Source organism: Streptosporangium sp. NPDC002607, from assembly GCF_053592655.1.
The window spans coordinates 52,010-71,442 of the sequence record NZ_JBSFWD010000038.1; the positions used below are offsets into that span (position 1 = coordinate 52,010).

Genomic DNA, 19,433 nt, shown 5'->3' on the forward strand with positions numbered 1-19,433 from the left:
GCCGCCTCTGTCGTCAAAGGGCGTTCAGGAACCTCGCGGCGATCGGCGCCGCGATCGCGCCCCCGGCGCCGCCGTGCCGGACGAACACCGCGAAGGCCAGGGAGCCCCGGTAGCCGATGAACCAGGCGTGGTCCTCTCCGTTCTCGACCTCGGCGGTACCGGTCTTGCCGGCGGTGTCCGGCGGGAGGCCCGCCCCGGCGGCCGTACCCCGGCTGACCACGGCGCCCATCATCGTCCGCAGGCCCGAGGCCACCTCATCGCCCAGCGGCACCGGCGGCGGCGAGTCCGCGGGGGGCTCGGCGGTCGTGATCGCGGGTCTCCACACGCCGCTCGCGACCGCGGCGGCGACCTCGGCCATGCAGAGCGGGCTGGCCTGCGCCGAGTTCTGGCCGATGGCGTCGGAACCCAGCTGGTCCGCGCTCTCGTACGGCTGGATCCGGCAGGAGCTCAGCCCCGGCTTCTCCCGGAACCCGAACCGGTCCGCCGCCTCGGCACGCAACCGGTCGTCGCGCAGCCGCTCGTACGCCTGCTGGGCGAAGGTGGTGTTGCAGGAGAGCGCGAAGGCCGTGGTGAGGCTCACGGTGCCGTGGTCGACACCGTCGGAGTCGGTGAAACTCCGGCCGTTCGGAATCGTGTAGCCCGCCGGGCAGGCCACCTGCGACTCCGGAGTCATGCCGTTGTGCAGCAGCGCGGCCGCGGTCACCACCTTGAACGTCGAGCCCGGCGGGTAGAGGCCGTTGAACGCCTCCATGCGGCCCAGCCCGTCCGCCACCGCGCGCACCTGGCCCGTCTTGATGTCCACCGCCACGATCGCGGCGGGCTGCCCGACACCGTCCAGGGCGCGGGCGGCGGCGGCCTGGACCGGCTGGGAGATCGTGGTCTTCCTCCCCGAGGGCGGCCGGGGCGGGGAGGCCAGCAGCACCCGGCCGGAGCTCTCCTCCTCCAGCTTCACGTCGAGGACCGTGTCGCCCAGCCCGGTGAAGTAGTCGCCCGCCCTGCTGTCGCGGGGGAACGGCACCCCCTCGCGGGTCAGCGTGGCCGGGCGCCGGACCTCCGTCTCCTTCAGCACCAGGCGCCCGCCGTCCTTGAGCGCCGGGTGCATCGTCTCCGGACTCCAGAGCACCTTCCAGGTGTCCGCCCGCATCACCAGGCGCAGGACCGAGGTGAACGGCCAGCGGCCCAGCCCCGCGACCTCCCTCACCCCGGTGAAGGACAACTCGGCCGCCTCGCTTTCGCGGTGCAGCTCGCCGGGGGCGAGGGAGGACAACGAGGCCCGCAGGTCGGCGTCGAACCTGCGGTGCCGGTCGGCGAAGTCGGCCGGGGGGTCGGCGACCAGGTCCGCCATGGCGGCGAGATCACCGGCCTGCCAGGCGGTGAGGTATCTCGCTCCGGCCTGCGCGGGACCGTCCTGTGGGTTCGGTGTGACCGGGGTCGGTGTGACCGGTGCCGGATCGGACAGGGTCAGCCTCGGGTCGGGCCGCGGCTCCTCGGTGGGCGTGGACCGCGGCGACGGCGAGGCCACCACGGCCCCCGGTGCCGCCATCACCCCGTACACGCCGAAGGCGACGATCGCGACCGCCGAGGCGGCCAGCACGAGGAGCCGTCGATCCCGCATAACCGTTTACTCCCCTGGGTTTCCACGGTTGCTCACCAGCGAAAAGATCGTAAAGGTGATGACCAGTGGCGAACCAGGCTTTTCTCGACTTCGGTACCGGAGCGTGGCTGGCGGAGACCCCGAATCCTCGCCGGTTCCGCGACAGTCGCTCCGGCCAGGCCCGCGGCTGGAGATCGAGGGTCACTCGACCGGGTGAACGTTTCCGGCCGGCGCGCTAACGGAGACCGTCGAAGAGATCGTCCTCACGGTCGGCTGCGGCCGGGACGCGGTTGAGCCGGCGGATGAAGGACTCCTGCGCGAACGCCCGGTGCTGGGCCTCGGCGGGCATGCGCAGCAGGAAGATGTTCTCGCCCTGGCTCGCGTGCGCCTCCAGCGCCTTGCGCTTGCGCTCCACCTGGTCCGCCACGTCGACCACGGTGGTGATCTGCTCCTCGGGGACGCCGAAGTCGTCGGGAAGCTCCAGGTCCTCGGGGGCGGCACCGGTCGAGCGGAGATAGGCGAACATCTCGGCGATCCGCTCGCGGGGCACCGCCGTGTAGTAGAGCTTGCCGGGAATCCCGCTGGCCTCGGTCGCGGCGACCGCGATCCGGTGAGCCTGGATGTGGTCGGGATGGCCGTAGCCGCCGTTCTCGTCATAGGTGACGACGACCTGCGGGCGGTAGCGCTCCATCAGCGCGACGAGCCGGCCCACGGCCTGCTCGAACGGCACGTTGGCGAAGGCGTCCTCGGCCTCGTTCCCGGCCCAGCCGACCATGCCCGAGTCTCGGTAGCCGAGCAACTCCAGGTGGGAGATCCCAAGGTGGGCCGCCGAGGCGCGGAGCTCCTCCAGCCGCAGCGCGCTCACCGCCGCCTCGTCATGGCCGGGCTCCCCGGGCTTCGCCCCGCCGGGCGCGTCGCCCTGCTCGCCGTTCGTGCAGGTGACCAGGACGGTGCGGATGCCCTCGTCCGCGTATCTGGCGAGGATCCCGCCGGTCCCGATCACCTCGTCATCGGGATGAGCATGAACCGCCATCAACGTCAGCCCGTCACTCACCGACACCGCCCCCTTCGTAGGAAAACCCAGCGAACCGCCTCACCTTACGACGCCTCACCGACAGTTCGAACCGACGGTCGCCCCGCCGTGAGCCCGGAACACGACATCGCTCTTCGCGGGACCGTCCCCACGTGCGCGGGGATGGTCCCGGCATGGGCATCGTCAAGAGTCGGTCTGGGACGGCGGTGATGCCGGTGTCAGGCGGGACGGCGCGGGTAGCGGAGTGGTAAGGCAGAAGTGAACGATGCGAAGAGGTGATCGCCATGCCGCGTGGTTCCAGTTCCAAGCGTGAGCGGCAGTACAGGCACATCAAGGAGAGCGCGCGACGGCGCGGGGAGAAGGAGAGCCGGGCCGAGGAGATCGCGGCCCGTACGGTCAACAAGGAACGCGCCCGTGCCGGGGAGTCCCGCACCGCGAGCCGCACCTCGACCCAGGACATCTCCTCGTCCCGGCGCGGCGGACTGCGCTCACGCTCCGGAGCCGGTGGCCGCACCAAGGAGCAGCTCTACGCGGAGGCCAAGCGCCGCAACATCAAGGGCCGCTCGACCATGAGCAAGGCGCAGTTGGAGAAGGCGCTCCGCTGAGGATCCGGCGGGCGCGTCCCGCGCTCGGAGCCTCATGGCGACCGGGGCGACGGGCCGCGTCCGGCCGGACCTGTTTTCGGCCACCGATCGGCCTCCACCGCCCGCGCTACCTATTTGCCGTGCGTCGGTACCGACGGTCCGGGTCCTGGGCGGCCCGTAGTTCGACGCGGGTGGGCGGGTTCGCTCCCGCGCGTTCGCAGGTGAGGCCCGCCACCATGACCGCCTGGTCGAGGACTCCGGTCAGTTCCGCCTCGGACAACTCGCCGATCAGGGCCGGGGTGGCGCGACCGCCCCGCAGCAGCCCGTCGAGCAGACCGGCGGTGAAAGCGTCTCCGGCGCCGACGGTGTCCACCACCTGGACCGGGATCGCCGGTCGCCGGAGCGCGTGGCCGCCTCGGGTCAGCCCCAGGCAGCCCTCGCCGCCGTAGGTGACCACCACCAGGTCGGGGCCCAGGGCCAGCCATCCCTCGGCCACCTCGCTCGCCTGCCGCTCCGGGTAGAGCCAGCGCAGGTCCTCCTCGCTCACCTTGACCACGTGGGCGAGGGCCACGTACCGCTCGATGAGCGGGCGCGCGGCGGCAGGGTCGTCGAGCAGGGCGGGCCGGATGTTCGGGTCGTAGCTGATCAGTACGTGGCCTTCGGCTCTCGCCCGCGCGACGGCGTCGGCGATCCGGTCACCGCCGGGCGGCCGCCAGGCGGCCACGGACCCGGCGTGGATCACCTGGGTCTCCGCCGGCAGGTGCGGCTCGCCGTCCCGCCACTGCCAGTCGGCGGTGCCCTCGACGTGGAAGTCGTAGGCGGCCTGACCCGCCTCGTCGACGGAGACGATGGCGAGGGTGGCCGGCTCGCTCGCCGGAACCGCCCATCGCAGGTCCACCCCGTTCGCCGCGGCGTGCGCGCGCAGCGTCTGGCCCAGCACCCCCGACGAGAGGCGGGCGACGAACGCGGTGGGATCGCCCAGGCGGGCCAGGCCGACCGCGACGTTGAGCGGGCTGCCGCCCGGATGCGCGGTGTAGGTTCGGCCGTCGTCCTCCGCGACCATGTCGACGACCGACTCGCCGATGACGCTGATCACGGCGTGCCGTCCGGTGCGTGGGCCGCCGATCCCGGCCGGTCCGTCACGGTGGGAGGGGTTGCGAGCTGGTCGGCCACGTCTCTCCAGGAGTCCTTGAACATGCCGTACGCGGTCTTGATCGCGACGCCCACCGGGAGTTCCGGGCATTCGTTCTCGCCGTTCGTCCCCCAGTTGACCCAGCCGGACTGGCGCCGCTGGACGATCTGAAAGGCTCCAGAGGGTGCCGCCGTCCACCAGATCATCGCCCGGGACAGCTCGGAATGGAACTCCACGGTCTTGGAAGCCGGTCCCGGGAAGATCGTCTCATCAAGGGCGACCGCCTCGAATCGGCCACGCCCTCGGGGCTGCCGTCCACGCCGGTGACCTTCACCTGCTTCGACTTGCCGGCCTGCTCGACCGCCAGGACCGCACCCAGTGCGGACGGGTCGTTCATGCCGAAGATGCCCTGCACGTCCGGGGAGGCGGTGAGCATGTCCGTCGTGACGGCCAGTCCCGAGGCCCTGTCGTTCTTGGAGGCCTGCCGGCCGACGACCTTGATGTTCGGGTGGTTCTTCAGAGCGTTGTCACAGCCGGTGATCCGGTCACGGATCGTCTGGATCGGCGTGCCGTCGACGAGCAGGACGTTGCCCTTGCCACCCATCTCCTTGAACAGGTAGTCGCAGGACCGCTCGCCCGCCTGCACGGCGTCGGTCATGATGACGGCGTCGGGGCCCTTGGCCGGGATGTCGACCGCGATGACGATGACGCCCGCCTGCTTGGCCCGCTCGATGCCGTTCTCGTCGACCGCGCTGATCACACACGCATGGGCACGGACGCCTCGGCCACCACCGGACGAGGCGGTGTCACTCGATCCCGGCGAGCCGCGACTAAAGGTCAGACTATTTGAGGGTCAAGCAGTGTCGCTCCGCCCGCAACGACATCTCTCCGGGGGCGGCCTGGATGACGGCCCATGTTCCCTGGCCGGGTGTGCGATCGCGTGCTCCGCTCGGCCCCGGTCCAGGTATAGTCGATGTCTGATGTATTCCTGATCAGAGGCATGATCACAGAGTTGGGGGCCGACCGGCCACGGACAGGACCGGCTCGTTCGCCGACGGCTCCCTCCGCAGGACGGCACGGACCGCCAGACGATCGGTTGAGAAGGCGAAACCATGGGGCAGGGCAGCACGCCGTCCACGGCGAGACAGAACGACGCCACGCGCGCGACTCCTTCGACGGCACCGTCCCCGCTACCGGTCAGCCGGCTACGCCCGGCGTACCAGCAGGTCGCCGACCAGTTGCGCGAGCTGATCCTCAACGGCTCGCTCACCTCGGGACATCGTCTGCCTCCCGAAGCCGATCTCGGCGGCGACTTCGGGGTGAGCCGGAGCACCGTCCGCGAGGCGCTGCGCGTTCTCGCCTCGCAGGGTCTCGTCAGGACGGTTCGAGGCACCACCGGCGGAACCTTCGTCTCCCATGTCGAGCCGGACCAGGTCAGCGACTACCTCGAGACCAGCATCGGCCTGATGTCGGGCTCGGACACCCTGACCCTGTCGGACATCCTGGAGGCGCGCGAGATGCTGGAGGTCCGCGCCGCCGGGCTCGCGGCGAGGCGCCGCGAGCCACGACATGTCGACGCGCTGCGAGCCGCCATGGAGCGCGAGAAGCACAGTCGCGGCCGGAGCGTGAAGTTCAACGAGCACCGGCACTTCCACGGAATCATCATCGAGGCGACCGGCAACGGCCTGCTGACCGTGATGACCGAGCCGGTCTTCCGGGTCCTGCGGTCACGGTTCCTCAGCCCGGACGTGCCGCGCGAGTTCTGGGCGCAGGTCGACCGTGAGCACGAAACGATCGTGGATCGCATCGACGCCGGCGACGCCGAAGGCGCCGCCGAGGCCATGCAGGTTCACCTGAGCAGAATCCGCGACGCCTACCACGACTGAGCGAAGGTCCCGGCGAGCGTTTCCGGCCGGCTCCGCGCCGCACGAGCGTGCGTCGGGGCGGACTTCACCGCGCCGGGACCCGCGAGGCCGGTACGCCCGGCGCGTCCTCGCCGATCCGTCCCCTCCGGCTTCCGCATGCCCGGGGGCTGAGGCTCGCTTAAAATATCTGATGTATTCGCCACAGGCGTTTTTCCCGACGCTCTGACCGTCGGATGTCAGGGCGCGCCCAGCCGGAGACACGAACGGCGATCACCGCTGCCCTGCCTGTTGAACAACGCGCACAGCACCTCACACCGGCGGCACCAGGGGCGTCGGACACCTTAGACAAGGTCACCGCATTGCCCTACGCTTTATACGTCTGACATTATCTACCGACGCGAGCATCCGGGGAAGGCGATGGCGATCAAAGAGGGATGGAAGGGCCGCTTCTTCGAGGACTTCGAGGTGGGTGACGTCTACCAGCATCCCCTGGGCCGAACGGTCACCGAGTCCGACAACACGTGGTTCACGTTGCTGACGATGAACACCAACCAGATGCACTTCAACACCGAGTACGCCAAGCGGTCCGAGTTCACCAGACCGCTCGTCGTCTCCACCCTGACCGTGGCGATCGCGGTCGGGCAGAGCGTCACCGACATCACCCAGAACGCGTTCGCCAACCTGGGCTGGGACGAGATCAGGATGACCCACCCGGTCTTCGCGGGTGACACGTTGTACAGCGAGTCGCTCGTGCTGGAGAAGCGGGAGTCCGGCAGCCGTCCCCACGCGGGCATCGTCACCGTGCGCACCCGGACGCTCAACCAGGACGGGGACGAGGTCTGCTCGTTCAAGCGCACCTTCTACGTCTACAAAAGGGGAGCGCCCCAGCTGGAGGGCCTTTTCCCCACCGGCAAGAAGCCGCTCACCGGTGACCAGGGGCCGTCCCAGGCATGAGGATCACTTTCGCCCCCTGGGGTGAGTCCCTCGGGGAGCTGATGGAGGTGGCCCGCAGAGCGGAGGCCGCGGGCGCCGAGGTCATCTGGGTTCCCGAGCTGCATCGCAGCGCCACCGTCACCGCGGCGGCTCTCGCGACGGCCACCAGGCGGGTCAGGATCGGCACCGCCATCGCGCTCGCCTTCACCCGCAGCCCGATGACCACCGCCCTGGAGGCGCTCGACATCGACGAGCTGTCGGACGGGCGCTTCGTCCTGGGTCTGGGAACCGGTGTGCGGCGGCTCAACGAGGACTGGCACAACGCCCGCTTCGGCAAGCCGTCCGGGCACATGAGGGAGACCGTCCGGAACATCCGCCACTTCTGGGAGACCTGCACCACCGGCGCCGAGATCGCTCTCACCGGCGAGTACGAGCCGATGCGGATGCGGGGCTACGCGCGGCCCTTCGGGGTGCGGCGGACGGACATCCCGATCTACCTGGCGGCGATGGGACCGGTGATGACCCGGCTGGCCGGGGCGATCGGCGACGGCTGGATCAGCCACGAGCTCTGCTCCCCTCGCTACCTGGACGAGCTGGTTCTGCCGGAGCTGGAGGCGGGGATCGCCCGGGTCGAGGGCAAGAGGCGCGCGGACCTCGACGTCGTGGTGTCCGCCTGCTGCTCCGTCGCCGACGACCGGCGGACGGCTGTCCGCCGCGTGTCGGGTGTCGTCGGCTTCTACGCCAGCGTCCGCACCTACGCCGACTTCTTCGGCTTCCACGGCCTGGCCGACCAGCAGCGGGCGGTCGTCGACGCGTTCCGGCAGGGCCGGGGCGCGGACTACCTCGCCGGCTCGGTCTCCCCGGAGATGGTCGACGTGCTCACCATGACCGGCACCCGCGACCAGGTGGCCGAACGCATCGCCGGTTACACGGGGAAGGCCGATTCGGTGAAGCTCAGCCCGCCGACCCACGGGCTCACCGCCGCCGAGATCCGCGCGGCTCAGAACGAGATCCTGTCGCTCATGGCAGACATCGCAGGGAGCACCCTTTGAAGCCTCTGGAAGACATCCGGATCATTGCCGTCGAGCAGTACGGGGCCGGCCCGTTCGGCAGCGTGCACCTCGCCGATCTCGGCGCCCAAGTGATCAAGATCGAGGACCCGAGGGTGGGCGGTGACGTGGGCCGCTACGTGCCGCCGTACGGCGAGGGGGAGGACTCGCTCTTCTTCGAGACCTTCAACCGCAACAAGCGCAGTCTCTCCCTCGACCTGTCCTCGGCGGCCGGGCGCAGGGTCTTCGAGGACCTGGTGAAGGTCTCCGACGTGGTCTACTCCAACCTTCGCGGCGACGTCCCGGCGAAGATCGGTATTACCTACGACGACCTCAAGCAGCTGAACCCGGCCATCGTCTGCTGCTCGCTCACCGGTTTCGGGATGACCGGCCCGCGCCGTAAGGAGCCGGGCTACGACTACGTGCTCCAGGGCCTGGCCGGTTGGATGGATCTCACCGGCGAGCCCGACGGGCCGCCCACCAAGTCCGGGCTCTCCCTGGTCGACTACTCCGGCGGGCTGGTCGCCGCCCTCTCGCTGCTGGCCGGCGTGCACGCGGCGCGACGCGACGGGACGGGCATGGACTGCGACGTCAGCCTGTACGACACCGCGATCGGAATGCTGACCTATCCGGCGGCCTGGCACCTGAACGCGGGCTTCACCCCGGCCCGAACCCGTCATTCGGCCCACCCCTCGCTGGTGCCGTTCCAGGCGTTCGAGGCCGGCGACGGCTGGCTGGTCGTCGGCTGCGCCAAGGAGAAGTTCTGGGCGCGGCTCGCCGAGGTCGTCGGCCATCCCGAATGGGCCGAGCCGGACTCCCCGTACGGTTCGTTCGCGGGCCGGCAGCGAAACAGCGTGGAGCTGCTGGGACTCCTGGAAGAGATCTTCCGCAGGCGTACCGTGGCCGAGTGGCTGAGGGTCCTGTATCCGGCCTCGATCCCCTGCGCTCCCATCAACGACGTCGCGGCCGCGCTGGAGGAGGAGCACACCAGGGCGCGCGGGTTGCGGGTGACCACCGAGCACCCCAGGTTCGGTACGGTCGAGCAGGTCGCCTCACCGGTGCGGGTCGGCGGCGAACCGCCGACCTATCGCCGTGCCCCGCTCCGCAACGAGGACTTCGACCTGGTGGTCCGTGACATCGTGGGATACGACGACGCGACGATCGACGAGTTGAAGGCCCAGGGCGCGTTCGGCGAGGTGACCGAGGCGGCCACGCGATGATCGCCCGGGAGCTGGCCCGGTGGGCGCTCGGTCTGACCGACGTTCCGGCCGCGGCCCGCCAGGCCGCCGTCCGGCACCTGCTCGACGGCGTCGGCACCGCGCTCGGCGCGTACCGGACCGGAGCCGCGACCCCCGCGCTGACCGTGGCCCGAGACCTGGGCGGCCCCGATGAGGCGACGGTCCTCGGCACCGGCCACCGGCTCTCGGCACCCGCCGCGGCCCTCGCCAACGGCACCCTCGTGCACGCCCTCGACTTCGACGACACCCACGCCGGCGGCCTCGTGCACGCAACCGCCGTCGTCCTGCCCGCGGCGTTCGCCGTCGGCGAGCAGGTCGGCGCGTCGGGCCGGGAGGTGCTCACCGCCGCCGTGGCGGGGTACGAGACCGCCTGCCGGGTGGCCGCCGCCGCCCCGCACGGATTCCACGCGCGTGGCCTGCACGCGACGATGGTCGCGGGCGTCTTCTCCTCGGCTCTGGTCGCCGCGCGGCTGCTCGGCCTGGACGTCGCCCAGGCCGCCAACGCGCTGGGGATCGCGGGCAGTCAGGCGGGCGGCCTGCTGGCCTTCCTCGGCACCGGGGCCTCCACCAAACAGCTCCATCCCGGGTTCGCCTCGCAGTCGGGCATCATCGCCGCCCGCCTGGCGGCGGCGGGTGCCACCGGACCGGAGACGGTGTTCGACGGTCCGCACGGTGTCTTCGACGCGCTCGCACAGGGCGGCGTGGACCCGCACTCGATCGTCGCCGACCTCGGTGACCGGTGGGAGACCACCCGGATCGGCATAAAGCCCTACGCGGCCTGCCAGCTGTCGCATGCCACCATGGGGGCGACCCTCGACGCGATGGCGCGCGAGCCGTTCGGCCCCGAGGACGTCTCCGAGATACATGCCCAGGTCCACCCCGACTCCGCCTCGGTGGTCTGTGACACCTCCCGCGACCTGCTGCGACCGGCGAGCGCGTACGCCGCGAAGTTCTCGCTCCCCTGGACCGTCGCGGCACTGGTCGTCGACCGGGGGGTGAGCCTGGACACCTTCGAGCCGCACTCGATCGCCCGGGCCGAGGTGAGCGAGCTCGCCGCCCGGGTCCGCTGGGACGTCACCGAGCCCTCGGGGCTCGTGGCCGCCGATGCGCCGGGGCGCGTCTCCATCAGGCTCCGCGACGGCCGGGTCGTCGAGGGTTTCGTGCGGCGCAGCGAGGGGGGCGGGGTCAACCCGCTCGGCCGGGACGCGCTGGTCGCCAAGTTCGAGGGCAACGTGGGAGGCCGGGCGAGTGGGCTCGTCGACGTCGTCGAGGCGCTCGACGAGCAACCGGATCTCACCGCCGTACTGAGTGCCGCGGCCGCCGCCGCAGCCGAGTTCGCCCAGCGCAGTCAGGAGCAGAGATGACGTTGCGAGCTGTCAGACCCGCCGAGTTCCCCTGGTTCCCCTACGAGGACTTCACCTTCTGCCTCGGCCTGTCCGAGGGCGACAGCGCCTGGTCGTCCGGGCACAGCGCGGCCGCACGGGACGAGGCGCTCGGCAAGATGGTCGTCTCCGGCACCATGGAGGAGCAGGCGCGGATCGCCTACCGGAAGGTGCTGACGATCATCGAGGCCGCCGGTCTCGGCCCGGACGACGTCGTGCACGTGACGGAGAACGTCACCCTCGCGGGCCTGCCCGACTACGAGGCCGCGGCCGCCGTGCGCGGGGAGGTCTTCGGGGCGCACCGGCCCACGCTCTCCACGGTGGTGGTGGAGCGGCTGGTCCGCTCGACCGCGTTGCTGGAGATCGAGATGCGTGCCGTCCGGGGCGGCGGCACCGAGCTGCCGGCCGCCGGCGAGCGGCGGGAGGCCGGTGTGCGGGCCGCCTCTCCGGTGCGCGAGGGGCATGACGGCACGGTGTACCTGCCGACCGTCGTACCCGTCGACGAGTCGGGCGACATCGTCTCCCCCGGCGACTTCGTGGGCCAGTACGCGTACTGCCTCGACCGGGCGGACGCGCTGCTGCGCCAGGCCGGCCTGTCCCTGGACAACGCCGTGACCACCTACGACTACTCGACCCCGGCCTCTCGCGGCGTCTATCGCAAGAGCCACCGGGTGCGTAAGGAACGGCTCGGCGGAGCGGGGGTGTACCCGGGGGCCGGGGGCATCCTGATGAGCCGCCTGCACCACCCGGAGTCCATGGTCGCGATCGACGTCACCGCCTCCAGGCATCCGCTGGAGCTGGTGAACCCGGGCTGGTCACGGTATGACACCCTGACGTACTCGCCGGGCGTCCGGGCCGGCCGCACGCTGTTCATGTCCGGTTTCGCGGCGCTGGACATGGAGACCCAGCAGGCGCTCCACCCGGGCGACCTGCGGGCACAGGCCGAGGAGACCTACGGGGCGATCCTGCACCTGCTCTCCCATGCCGGTCTCGGTCCGGAGAACCTGCTCTCCATCGTCGAGTTCTGCGTCGAGTCGGCCCTGCCGGACTACCGCGTGGTCGCGCCGGTCCGTGAACGCCTGCTCTCGCCCCCGTGGCCGGCCTCGACCGGAGCGATCTGCAAGGAGTTGCTCCGTCCCGAGTTCCTGCTTGAGGTGTTCCCGACCGCTCTCTACCCGAAGGACCCGTCGTGACGCTGCTCACCGAGGAGATCCGCGCGCTCGTCGGGCGCAGGCGGGTCTACACCGCGCCGGAGGAGCTCGGCCCCGCCGCGTGCAGGTACTTCGGCCTCGCCGTCGGGGACGACAATCCGCTGTACTCCGATCCCGAATACGCGCGCGCCCAGGGACTGTCCGGGGTGACCGCGCCGCCCACCCTGATCTGCGAGACGAACCAGTACGCCGGCCTGCCGATGGGCCCCGACGGCGACGCCGGGCACAACTGGGGGATCGAGATCCCAGGCACCCGCAAGGTCCGCGGCGGCAACTCCTACGTCTTCCACCGCCGGATCCGCCCCGACGACGTCGTCACCGCCACCTGGGAGATCAAGGACGCGACCGAGAAGACCACCAGGTCCGGCGCGAAGATGCTGATCATCACCTCGCGGGCGGCCTACACCGACCAGCACGACGAGCTGCTCGCGGAGAACGAGGAGACCATCATCTTCGTATCGCTGGGGGCCGGGGCATGACCCACGAACCCGGGGAGGTCGTCCCCCCGCTCGAACGCAAAGTAGGGCTCGCGAACATGGTCGCCTACGCCGGAGCCACCTGGGACTGGTACCGGCTGCACTACGACTCCGAGTTCGTCGCCAGGCAGCAGGTTCCCGCGCCGGTCGTCGACGGCCAGGTGTTCGGTGCCCTGCTGGTCGAGCAGATCCAGGACTGGCTCGGTCCGCGGTGTTTCGTGCGCGAGCTGGACTTCACTTTCAAGGCACTGGTCTTCGCCGAGGAGACCGTGCGCTGTGAGGGCACGGTCTCCGAGGTCGGTGACGACTTCCTGGTGCTCAGCCAGCGGGTGGTCGTGGTCGGTGCCGACGGCGAGGTCGACCGGGTCGCCGCGGGTCCCGCGCGCGCCCGGGTCCTGCTCGGTGTCGCCGACGGGCCAGGGGCGAGACTCGGCGGCGCCGGCGGACCGGAGGCGAGATGAGCACCGGTGTCGCGATCGTCGGGGCCGCCGAGTCGGATCTCGGGGTCACCAACCGGTCGATTCTCGGCCTGCAGGCCCAGGCGATCGGCCGGGCGCTCGCCGACGCGGGGCTGACCCTGCGTGACGTCGACGGGCTGGCGACGACCGGGGTCTCCCGGTTCTCCGCGACCCAGCTCGCCGACCACTTCGGTCTCCAGCCGCGCTGGACCGACTCGACGTACGCGGGCGGCTCCGCCTTCGAGATGTTCGTGGCGCGGGCGACCCAGGCCATCCAGGCGGGTCAGGCCGAGACCGTCGTGATCAGCTTCGCCTCCAACCAGCGGTCGGCCCGCTCCCGCTCTCTCGGGGGCGTGGTGGAGGAGCACACGCCGGAGGCCCAGTTCGAGACGCCGTACGGCCCGCTCTATCCGCTCTCGTACTACGCGATGGCCGCGCGACGCTACCTGCACACCGGCGGCGGGACGCGGGAGCAACTCGCCGAGGTCGCCGTGGCGGCGCGGGAGTGGGCGCTGCTGAACCCCGCCGCGTTCCGCTACGGCACCCGGTCGCTGACCGCCGAGGAGGTGGTCGGCTCCACGACGATCTCCAGCCCGCTGACCGCTCTGGACTGCTGCCTGGTCACCGACGGCGGCGGCGCGGTCGTGCTGACCTCCTCCGAGCGCGCGAGGGACCTGCGCAGGAAGCCGGTCGAGGTGCTCGGGTACGGCGAGCGCACCACCAACACCTCGATGACCGCCGTCGCCGATCTGACCGTGACCGGCGCGGTCGGCTCCGGCGCCGACGCGTTCGCGCGGGCCGGCGTCACCCCGGCCGACATCGACGTCGCGCAGGTCTACGACTCGTTCACGATCACCGTGGCGCTCACCCTGGAGGCGCTGGGCTTCTGCGGCCGGGGCGAGGCGCTGGACTGGATCGCGGACGGCAGGATCCGCCCGGGTGGCGACTTTCCGCTCAACACCTCGGGCGGTGGCCTGTCCTACTGCCACCCCGGCCAGTTCGGGGTCATGTTGCTGATCGAAGCGGTGGCGCAGCTGCGCGGCGAGGCCGGTGACCGGCAGGTTCCCGGCGCGCGTCTCGCGCTGGCCCACGGTACGGGAGGAATCCTGTCGACGCACGCCACCGTGGTGCTGGGGGTGGAGGCGTGATCGCCCCCGAGGTTCCGCCGCCCGACGAGATCACCCTGCCCTGGTGGGAGGCGACCAGGGACCGTCGGCTGCTGGTGCAGACCTGCGCCGGCTGCGCGGGGACGCAGCACCCGCCGCGCGCGCTGTGCGTGCACTGCGGCTCTGAGCGGCTGAACTGGAGCACGTCGGCCGGGGCCGGCGTGGTGGACTCGTTCACCGTCGTGTATCGGGCACCGCGCCCGGAACTCGACGTTCCCTACGTCATCGCCCGCGTCCGGCTGGCCGAGGGGGTCATCCTGCTCACCCGGCTGGAAGGCCGGCCGGAGGAGGAGTGGCGCATCGACGACCCGGTCCGGCTCACCTGGGTGGACCTCGATGACGGGCGCGCCCTTCCCGTCTTCGTTCCCGCCGGCGTTTCCTGAACAACGGAGTCCGGGAGGCTCCGGGCGAGAAAGGCAGTCGCAGTGGATTTCCAGCTTGACGAGGACCAGCGCGAGTTCCGCGCCGTCCTGCGCGACTTCGTCGATCGGGAGATCATCCCGGTCGCCCGCGAGTGGGAGCAGTCGGGCCGCTATCCGGCGGAGATCGTCGACGGGATGCGGGAGATGGGCCTGTTCGGGATGACGATTCCCGAGGAGTACGGCGGCCTCGACCTCGACCCCGTCTCGTTCGCGCTGGTCTTCGAGGAGATAGCCCGTGGCTGGATGGGCATCGCCGGCATCCTGGGCAGCCACTCCCTGGCCTGCCGGATGATCGCGATGCGCGGCACGGAGGAGCAGAGGCGGAAGTACCTTCCCGACCTCGCCGCCGGCATCCGCCGTACCGGCATCGCCCTCACCGAGCCCGACGCCGGCACCGACCTGCAGGGCATCCGCACCACCGCGACGCTCGACGGCGATCACTACGTCGTCAACGGCACCAAAATGTGGATCACCAACGCGCGGTACGCGGACCCGCTCCCGGTCCTGGTCAAGACCGACCCGGGCACCTCCCCCGCGCACAAGGGCATGAGCGTGCTCCTGGTGGACTCGTCCCTCGCGGGCTACCAGGTCACCAAGGACATCCCGAAGCTCGGCTACAAGGGCACCGAGTCCTGCGAGGTGGTGCTCGACGATGTGCGCGTCCCCAGGGAGAACCTGCTCGGCGGCGTCGAGGGCAGGGGGATGCAACACGCGCTCTCCGCGCTTGAGTGGGGCCGGGTGAACATCGCCGCACGGTCGGTCGGCATCGCCCAGCGCGCCCATGACGAGGCGTTCGCCTACGCCAAACAGCGCAGGGCGTTCAACCAGGCCATCGCCGACTTCCAGGCGATCCAGTTGCAGCTCGGCAACCTCTCCACCCAGGTTCAGGCCGCTCGCCTGATGGCCTACTGGGCCGCGGACGCGGTCCGCCGGGGCCGCGCCGACGGGGAGACGGGCATGGCGAAGATCTTCTGCTCCGAGGTCGCCCTGGCGGCGTCGATCGACGCGATGAAGATCCATGGCGGCTACGGCTACTCCACCGAGTACGAGGTGGAGCGCCTTTACCGCGACTCGATCCTGATGAGCATCGGCGAGGGCACGAACGACGTCCTGCGCACGCTGGTGGCCAAGTCCGTCCTCCGCGGCGAGACGGCCGTCTGAAACCGCGATCGGACCGGCCGGTGATCACACCTTGACGCCCACCCGGTTGCCGGAAACACTGTTTCCATTATGGAAACACATGCCGTGGATGAGCGGGAGACGCGCGTGGCGCCCGCCCCGGGAGCGCGACCGGCGATGATCATCGTGGGCGCCGGGCCCGGTGGCCTCGCCTGCGCCATCGCCGCGGCGGACGCGGGGGCCAGGGTGCTGCTGCTGGAGAAGGCCTCCGAGGTGGGCGGCGCGCTGCCCTACTCCGGCGGCCACCTGTCCGCCGGAGGGTTCTCCGCGCAGCGCGAGCGCGGCATCGACGACGATCCGGAACGTCACCTCGAGGACATCCGGCGCATCAGCCGGGGCACCGCCCGCGAGGATCTGACCAGGCTGTCACTGCGCGAGCAGCCGGCCGTGCTGGAATGGCTGCTCGCCGCCGGGTTCGTCCCCGATCCGCGGACACCCCGCGTCGTCCACGGGCACGAGCCGTATCGCACGCCACGCACCGTCCACGCCACCGCCGTACCCGGCGGCCCGGCGATCCTGGCCGTACTGCGCCCGCTGCTGGACGCGCACCGCGCCGCCGGCCGGATCGACCTGCGCTGCGAGGCACGGGTCACCGAGTTGCTGATCGAGGACGGTGCGGTGACCGGGGTGATCATCGAGGGCGGCACCCGGTGGCGGGCACCCTCGGTGGTGCTCGCCACCGGCGGGTTCGGGTACGAGCCGGACCTGTTCGCCGAGTTGGAGGGCGCGCCGCTGACCACCTCGGCGGCCCCCACCTCCACCGGCGACGGACTGCTGATGGGCCGGCGGGCCGGGGCCGGTCTGCAAGGTTCCGGCATGTACATCCCGACCTTCGGCGGGCTGCCCCCGCACGGCGGGGACCTGCGGGTGGACTGGTCGCACCGGCCCCAGCTGGTGGCCGCCGAGCGGCCGCCCTGGGAGATCTACGTCGACCTGCGTGGCCGTCGCTGGATCGCCGAGGACGAGCCGAGCATCGACCGCAAGGAACGGGTGCTCACCACCATTGAGCGGATGACCTTCTGGATGGTGTTCGACGCGCGGGCGCTGCGCGAGTCGCAGCCGATGGTCCACGGGTGGAGTCCGGCCGAGCTGGTCGCGCGGTGCGGGCGCCGCCACGGCGTGCACCAGGCCTCCGACCTGGCCGGACTCGCCGAGCGCGCGGGCATCGACGCGGCCGGGCTCATCGACGAGGTGGCCCGGTACAACCTCTTCGTGGCGGCGGGGCAGGACCCCGACTTCGCCCGCGCCCACCTGCCCGCGCCGATCGCCGAGCCGCCGTACTACGCGATCGAGAACCACCCGGTCACCCTGATCACCTTCGCCGGACTCGACGTGGACGCGCGGCTGCGGGTGCGTCGCGGCGACGGTCGGATCATTCCCGGCCTGTACGCGGTCGGTGAGGTGATCGGCTCCGCCGCCGTCAACGGCAACGCGTTCTGTTCCGGCATGTGCCTCACTCCCGCCATGGCCTTCGGCCGGCTGGTGGGCCGTCACCTCGCCGGGGCGGAGGAGTGACCGGGCTGGGGCCCGTCGTGCGCGAAGCCGAAACCCTCCGCCCGTAGTCTGGCGGAGGACACCGGGACGGACGGGGTCTTGATCTCGGCGCGGTAGCTCAGCTCGGGCCAGCCCTGTTCGGCACAGATCCGGCCGAACACCTCCCCGTTGGTCGGCGGCACGGTCGCGTCCGGAACCGCGTTGAAGACTCCGACGAGGTCGTGGCTCACCACGAAGTCGAGCGCGGCGGCCGCGTCGCGGTAGTCGACGCGGTACAGCAGGGCGTTCGCCGCGAACGGCACGCTGCCGCCGAGCATCTCGTGGACGAGCCTCACCCTGGTCACGTAGTCGATGTCGCGCGGATGCCCGTACACGTCGGGGATGCGCACCACCGCCCCGCGCGGCGTGGCCAGGACGGCGTCCTCGGCGGCGACGAAGTTGCGCGGCGACGCGTCCGGATCGTCGGTCGTCGGGCTCGACTCGTCCAGCGGTCGCCCGTCACCGGAACCGTAGACGGACGTCGAACTGGTGAAGACGACTCGTGGGTGCACGGTGGCGGCGGTCCGCGCGGTGGCGGTGAGCGTGTCCGCGTACTCGGCGATCCGGCCGTTCGCGTCAAAGGAGCGGGCGACCCGCGGGCTCACCGTCAGCACGACGGCGTCGGCGTCGCACGTCGCGTCCCGCACCGCCGTGCTGTCGCCGCCCCGCAGGATCGCCACGTCGGCACAGACGGCCTTGAGCTCGTCGACACGCCCGGCCGAGGTGGTGGTGCCGGTCACATGATGACCCGCGGAGGTCCAGCGGCGGGCGAGTTCCATGCCCACGTTGCCACAGCCGATGATGACGTAACGCACAGCGCGACCTCCAAAAGGGAAACAATGTTTCACTCTGCCGCATCAACGGCCCGCCGCCAAGCGTTCCGGGCCGCCGTTCAACTCCCCCAACCACTTGGTTGACAAGCAAACGCTTGGGGGATAAGGTCATCGCTATGAACGCCACACAGGTGCCGATCGATCGCAGGGCGGCGTTGGTCGAGGCCGCGTTCGAGTCGATCGCCCGGCATGGTTTCGAGGGGCTGCGCCTTCGAGAGGTCGCCGGTGCGGCCGGGATCGACCATTCGACGATCCACCACCACTTCGCGACCAAGCAGGATCTGATCGAGGCGGTCGTCAACAGAGCGACCGCGCCTCTGTACCGAACGATTCCCTCCGGATCGTCCGCCGGCGAGCGTCTACGGGGCCACGTCCGCATTCTCGCCGAGATGATGGAAACCGAGCCCGACCTCTTCGTGGTGCTCGCCGAGATCGACCTGCGGGCCCGAAGGGACGCGCAGGTGCGGGCGATCATCGATCGAGTCGAGCAGGGCTGGCGGTTGGGACTCGGGCAGCTCCTCGACGGCGACATCGGCCTGGTCGAGTTGGTGATCGCCGTCGTGAAAGGGGTCCGGCTCGATCCGCCGACCGCGCGAGCGGTGCTCGAGCGCACGGCAGACCTCATCGTGGGCGACGAGGTCGAGCGATGACCGGGAAACGACGTCCCGTCGCACAGGTCGGGCCGGTCTTCCTGATCGTCGGCGGCGCGGCCGGGCTGATCGGGGGAGCCACCCACGGAGACCTGCCCGAGGACTCGGGCGCGGCCGCCCTTCAGTTCGTGGCCGACCATCCCGCATACGCGCTGGTCCACATCGTCTCGATTCTCGGCGCCGTGCTCTGGTCGATCGGATTGGCCGGCCGATACGTCGACCGGGCGGCTCCGACCGGCCAGTGGCTGGCCGCAGCGGCAGGCCACGCCGCGCTGGCCGGGGCCGCGGTGATGGCCGTGCAGTTCTCCATCGACGGGATCGGGATGACCGCCCTGGCCGCGCTCTGGTCCGAACCCGGCGCATCGAGGGAGACGTTCGAGGCCATCGCCGAAATCGCTCCCGCCGCGCTCGTCGGAACGGCCCTGACCTGGGTCGTCATCCTCTACGGCCTCGCCCCGATGCTGGCGGGATCCTCCCTTGTGCTCACCGCCCGCCCGGTCCTCGGCTGGACCGCCGTCGCGCTCGGCGCGTTCTCGGTCGTCGGCGGGCTCACGCTCGCTCTGCGCGTCAACCTCCTCCCGGACTGGCTGGTCTTCGCCGGCGCGACCATCGGCGTGAACCTCTGGATCATCTGCCTCGGTGCCGCCCAGCTCCGGGGAGCTCCGGCCCGCACCTCGCAAGCGATCGCACAGTGA

21 protein-coding genes are annotated in these 19,433 nt (G+C 71.0%); 15 read left to right on the plus strand and 6 right to left on the minus strand.

Annotation, left to right across the window (positions count from 1 at the left end):
* Nucleotides 1-13: 13 nt before the first annotated feature.
* Nucleotides 14-1,615, minus strand: coding sequence for a penicillin-binding transpeptidase domain-containing protein (locus ACWD3H_RS33585; protein ID WP_451957846.1), 1,602 nt, complete (start codon nucleotides 1,613-1,615; stop codon nucleotides 14-16).
* Nucleotides 1,616-1,829: 214 nt separating this feature from the next.
* On the minus strand, nucleotides 1,830-2,648 hold the full coding sequence (locus tag ACWD3H_RS33590; protein ID WP_451957847.1) for a PIG-L family deacetylase: 819 nt from the start codon (nucleotides 2,646-2,648) through the stop codon (nucleotides 1,830-1,832).
* Nucleotides 2,649-2,911: 263 nt separating this feature from the next.
* Between ACWD3H_RS33590 and ACWD3H_RS33595 the strand changes: the two genes are divergently transcribed.
* Complete coding sequence (locus ACWD3H_RS33595) at nucleotides 2,912-3,232, plus strand: plasmid stabilization protein (protein WP_350958732.1); 321 nt, start codon at nucleotides 2,912-2,914, stop codon at nucleotides 3,230-3,232.
* Between the two features lie 106 nt (nucleotides 3,233-3,338).
* Here the strand turns inward: ACWD3H_RS33595 and ACWD3H_RS33600 are convergent, their stop codons facing one another.
* Genes ACWD3H_RS33600 through ACWD3H_RS33610 form a run of 3 tightly spaced genes read right to left on the minus strand, consistent with a single transcriptional unit; the run spans nucleotide 3,339 to nucleotide 5,184 of the window.
* Nucleotides 3,339-4,307 (minus strand): carbohydrate kinase family protein, encoded by a 969-nt coding sequence (locus tag ACWD3H_RS33600; protein WP_451957848.1) that lies wholly within the window; start codon nucleotides 4,305-4,307, stop codon nucleotides 3,339-3,341.
* A complete protein-coding gene (locus ACWD3H_RS33605) occupies nucleotides 4,304-4,579 on the minus strand; it encodes a hypothetical protein (RefSeq protein ID WP_451957849.1) in 276 nt (91 codons plus the stop codon). The genes ACWD3H_RS33600 and ACWD3H_RS33605 overlap by 4 nt, the downstream gene beginning before the upstream one ends.
* Nucleotides 4,546-5,184, minus strand: coding sequence for a substrate-binding domain-containing protein (locus ACWD3H_RS33610; RefSeq protein WP_451957878.1), 639 nt, complete (start codon nucleotides 5,182-5,184; stop codon nucleotides 4,546-4,548). Before ACWD3H_RS33610 ends, ACWD3H_RS33605 begins: the two co-directional genes overlap by 34 nt.
* A gap of 271 nt (nucleotides 5,185-5,455) precedes the next feature.
* Between ACWD3H_RS33610 and ACWD3H_RS33615 the strand changes: the two genes are divergently transcribed.
* The 12 genes from ACWD3H_RS33615 to ACWD3H_RS33670 all read left to right on the plus strand — a co-directional run bounded on the left by ACWD3H_RS33615 (nucleotide 5,456) and on the right by ACWD3H_RS33670 (nucleotide 17,237).
* Entirely contained in the window at nucleotides 5,456-6,229 is a 774-nt protein-coding gene (locus tag ACWD3H_RS33615) for a FadR/GntR family transcriptional regulator (protein ID WP_451957850.1), read from the plus strand.
* A 396-nt stretch (nucleotides 6,230-6,625) separates the two neighbouring features.
* Nucleotides 6,626-7,162, plus strand: coding sequence for a MaoC family dehydratase (locus tag ACWD3H_RS33620; RefSeq protein WP_355551042.1), 537 nt, complete (start codon nucleotides 6,626-6,628; stop codon nucleotides 7,160-7,162).
* Nucleotides 7,159-8,193 carry an LLM class flavin-dependent oxidoreductase gene (locus tag ACWD3H_RS33625; RefSeq protein ID WP_451957851.1) on the plus strand — a complete coding sequence of 345 codons (1,035 nt, stop codon included), beginning with the start codon at nucleotides 7,159-7,161 and terminating at the stop codon, nucleotides 8,191-8,193. Before ACWD3H_RS33620 ends, ACWD3H_RS33625 begins: the two co-directional genes overlap by 4 nt.
* Complete coding sequence (locus ACWD3H_RS33630) at nucleotides 8,190-9,410, plus strand: CaiB/BaiF CoA transferase family protein (protein ID WP_451957852.1); 1,221 nt, start codon at nucleotides 8,190-8,192, stop codon at nucleotides 9,408-9,410. Before ACWD3H_RS33625 ends, ACWD3H_RS33630 begins: the two co-directional genes overlap by 4 nt.
* Entirely contained in the window at nucleotides 9,407-10,792 is a 1,386-nt protein-coding gene (locus tag ACWD3H_RS33635) for an MmgE/PrpD family protein (RefSeq protein WP_451957853.1), read from the plus strand. Before ACWD3H_RS33630 ends, ACWD3H_RS33635 begins: the two co-directional genes overlap by 4 nt.
* Nucleotides 10,789-12,003: a Rid family hydrolase gene (locus tag ACWD3H_RS33640; protein WP_451957854.1), complete on the plus strand. Its 1,215-nt coding sequence runs from the start codon at nucleotides 10,789-10,791 to the stop codon at nucleotides 12,001-12,003. Before ACWD3H_RS33635 ends, ACWD3H_RS33640 begins: the two co-directional genes overlap by 4 nt.
* Complete coding sequence (locus tag ACWD3H_RS33645) at nucleotides 12,000-12,500, plus strand: FAS1-like dehydratase domain-containing protein (protein WP_355551031.1); 501 nt, start codon at nucleotides 12,000-12,002, stop codon at nucleotides 12,498-12,500. The genes ACWD3H_RS33640 and ACWD3H_RS33645 overlap by 4 nt, the downstream gene beginning before the upstream one ends.
* Nucleotides 12,497-12,958, plus strand: a complete 462-nt coding sequence (locus ACWD3H_RS33650; protein ID WP_355551028.1) for a MaoC/PaaZ C-terminal domain-containing protein — start codon at nucleotides 12,497-12,499, stop codon at nucleotides 12,956-12,958. Before ACWD3H_RS33645 ends, ACWD3H_RS33650 begins: the two co-directional genes overlap by 4 nt.
* Nucleotides 12,955-14,103 carry an acetyl-CoA acetyltransferase gene (locus ACWD3H_RS33655; RefSeq protein ID WP_355551026.1) on the plus strand — a complete coding sequence of 383 codons (1,149 nt, stop codon included), beginning with the start codon at nucleotides 12,955-12,957 and terminating at the stop codon, nucleotides 14,101-14,103. Before ACWD3H_RS33650 ends, ACWD3H_RS33655 begins: the two co-directional genes overlap by 4 nt.
* The gene (locus ACWD3H_RS33660) at nucleotides 14,100-14,504 is read left to right on the plus strand and encodes a Zn-ribbon domain-containing OB-fold protein (RefSeq protein WP_355551024.1); all 405 of its coding nucleotides are present in this window, start codon (nucleotides 14,100-14,102) and stop codon (nucleotides 14,502-14,504) included. Before ACWD3H_RS33655 ends, ACWD3H_RS33660 begins: the two co-directional genes overlap by 4 nt.
* Nucleotides 14,505-14,546: 42 nt before the next feature.
* Nucleotides 14,547-15,704: an acyl-CoA dehydrogenase family protein gene (locus ACWD3H_RS33665; RefSeq protein ID WP_451957855.1), complete on the plus strand. Its 1,158-nt coding sequence runs from the start codon at nucleotides 14,547-14,549 to the stop codon at nucleotides 15,702-15,704.
* 69 nt (nucleotides 15,705-15,773) lie between these two features.
* Nucleotides 15,774-17,237 carry an FAD-dependent oxidoreductase gene (locus ACWD3H_RS33670; protein WP_451957856.1) on the plus strand — a complete coding sequence of 488 codons (1,464 nt, stop codon included), beginning with the start codon at nucleotides 15,774-15,776 and terminating at the stop codon, nucleotides 17,235-17,237.
* Here ACWD3H_RS33670 and ACWD3H_RS33675 read toward each other — a convergent pair.
* Nucleotides 17,213-18,070 carry an NAD(P)-binding domain-containing protein gene (locus ACWD3H_RS33675; RefSeq protein ID WP_451957857.1) on the minus strand — a complete coding sequence of 286 codons (858 nt, stop codon included), beginning with the start codon at nucleotides 18,068-18,070 and terminating at the stop codon, nucleotides 17,213-17,215. The two genes, ACWD3H_RS33670 and ACWD3H_RS33675, sit on opposite strands and share 25 nt — an antisense overlap.
* Before the next feature lie 134 nt (nucleotides 18,071-18,204).
* Here ACWD3H_RS33675 and ACWD3H_RS33680 point away from each other — a divergent pair, with 134 nt between their 5' ends.
* Both ACWD3H_RS33680 and ACWD3H_RS33685 read left to right on the plus strand, forming a co-directional pair.
* Complete coding sequence (locus tag ACWD3H_RS33680; RefSeq protein ID WP_451957858.1) at nucleotides 18,205-18,738, plus strand: TetR/AcrR family transcriptional regulator; 534 nt, start codon at nucleotides 18,205-18,207, stop codon at nucleotides 18,736-18,738.
* Nucleotides 18,735-19,433 (plus strand): hypothetical protein, encoded by a 699-nt coding sequence (locus ACWD3H_RS33685; protein ID WP_451957859.1) that lies wholly within the window; start codon nucleotides 18,735-18,737, stop codon nucleotides 19,431-19,433. Before ACWD3H_RS33680 ends, ACWD3H_RS33685 begins: the two co-directional genes overlap by 4 nt.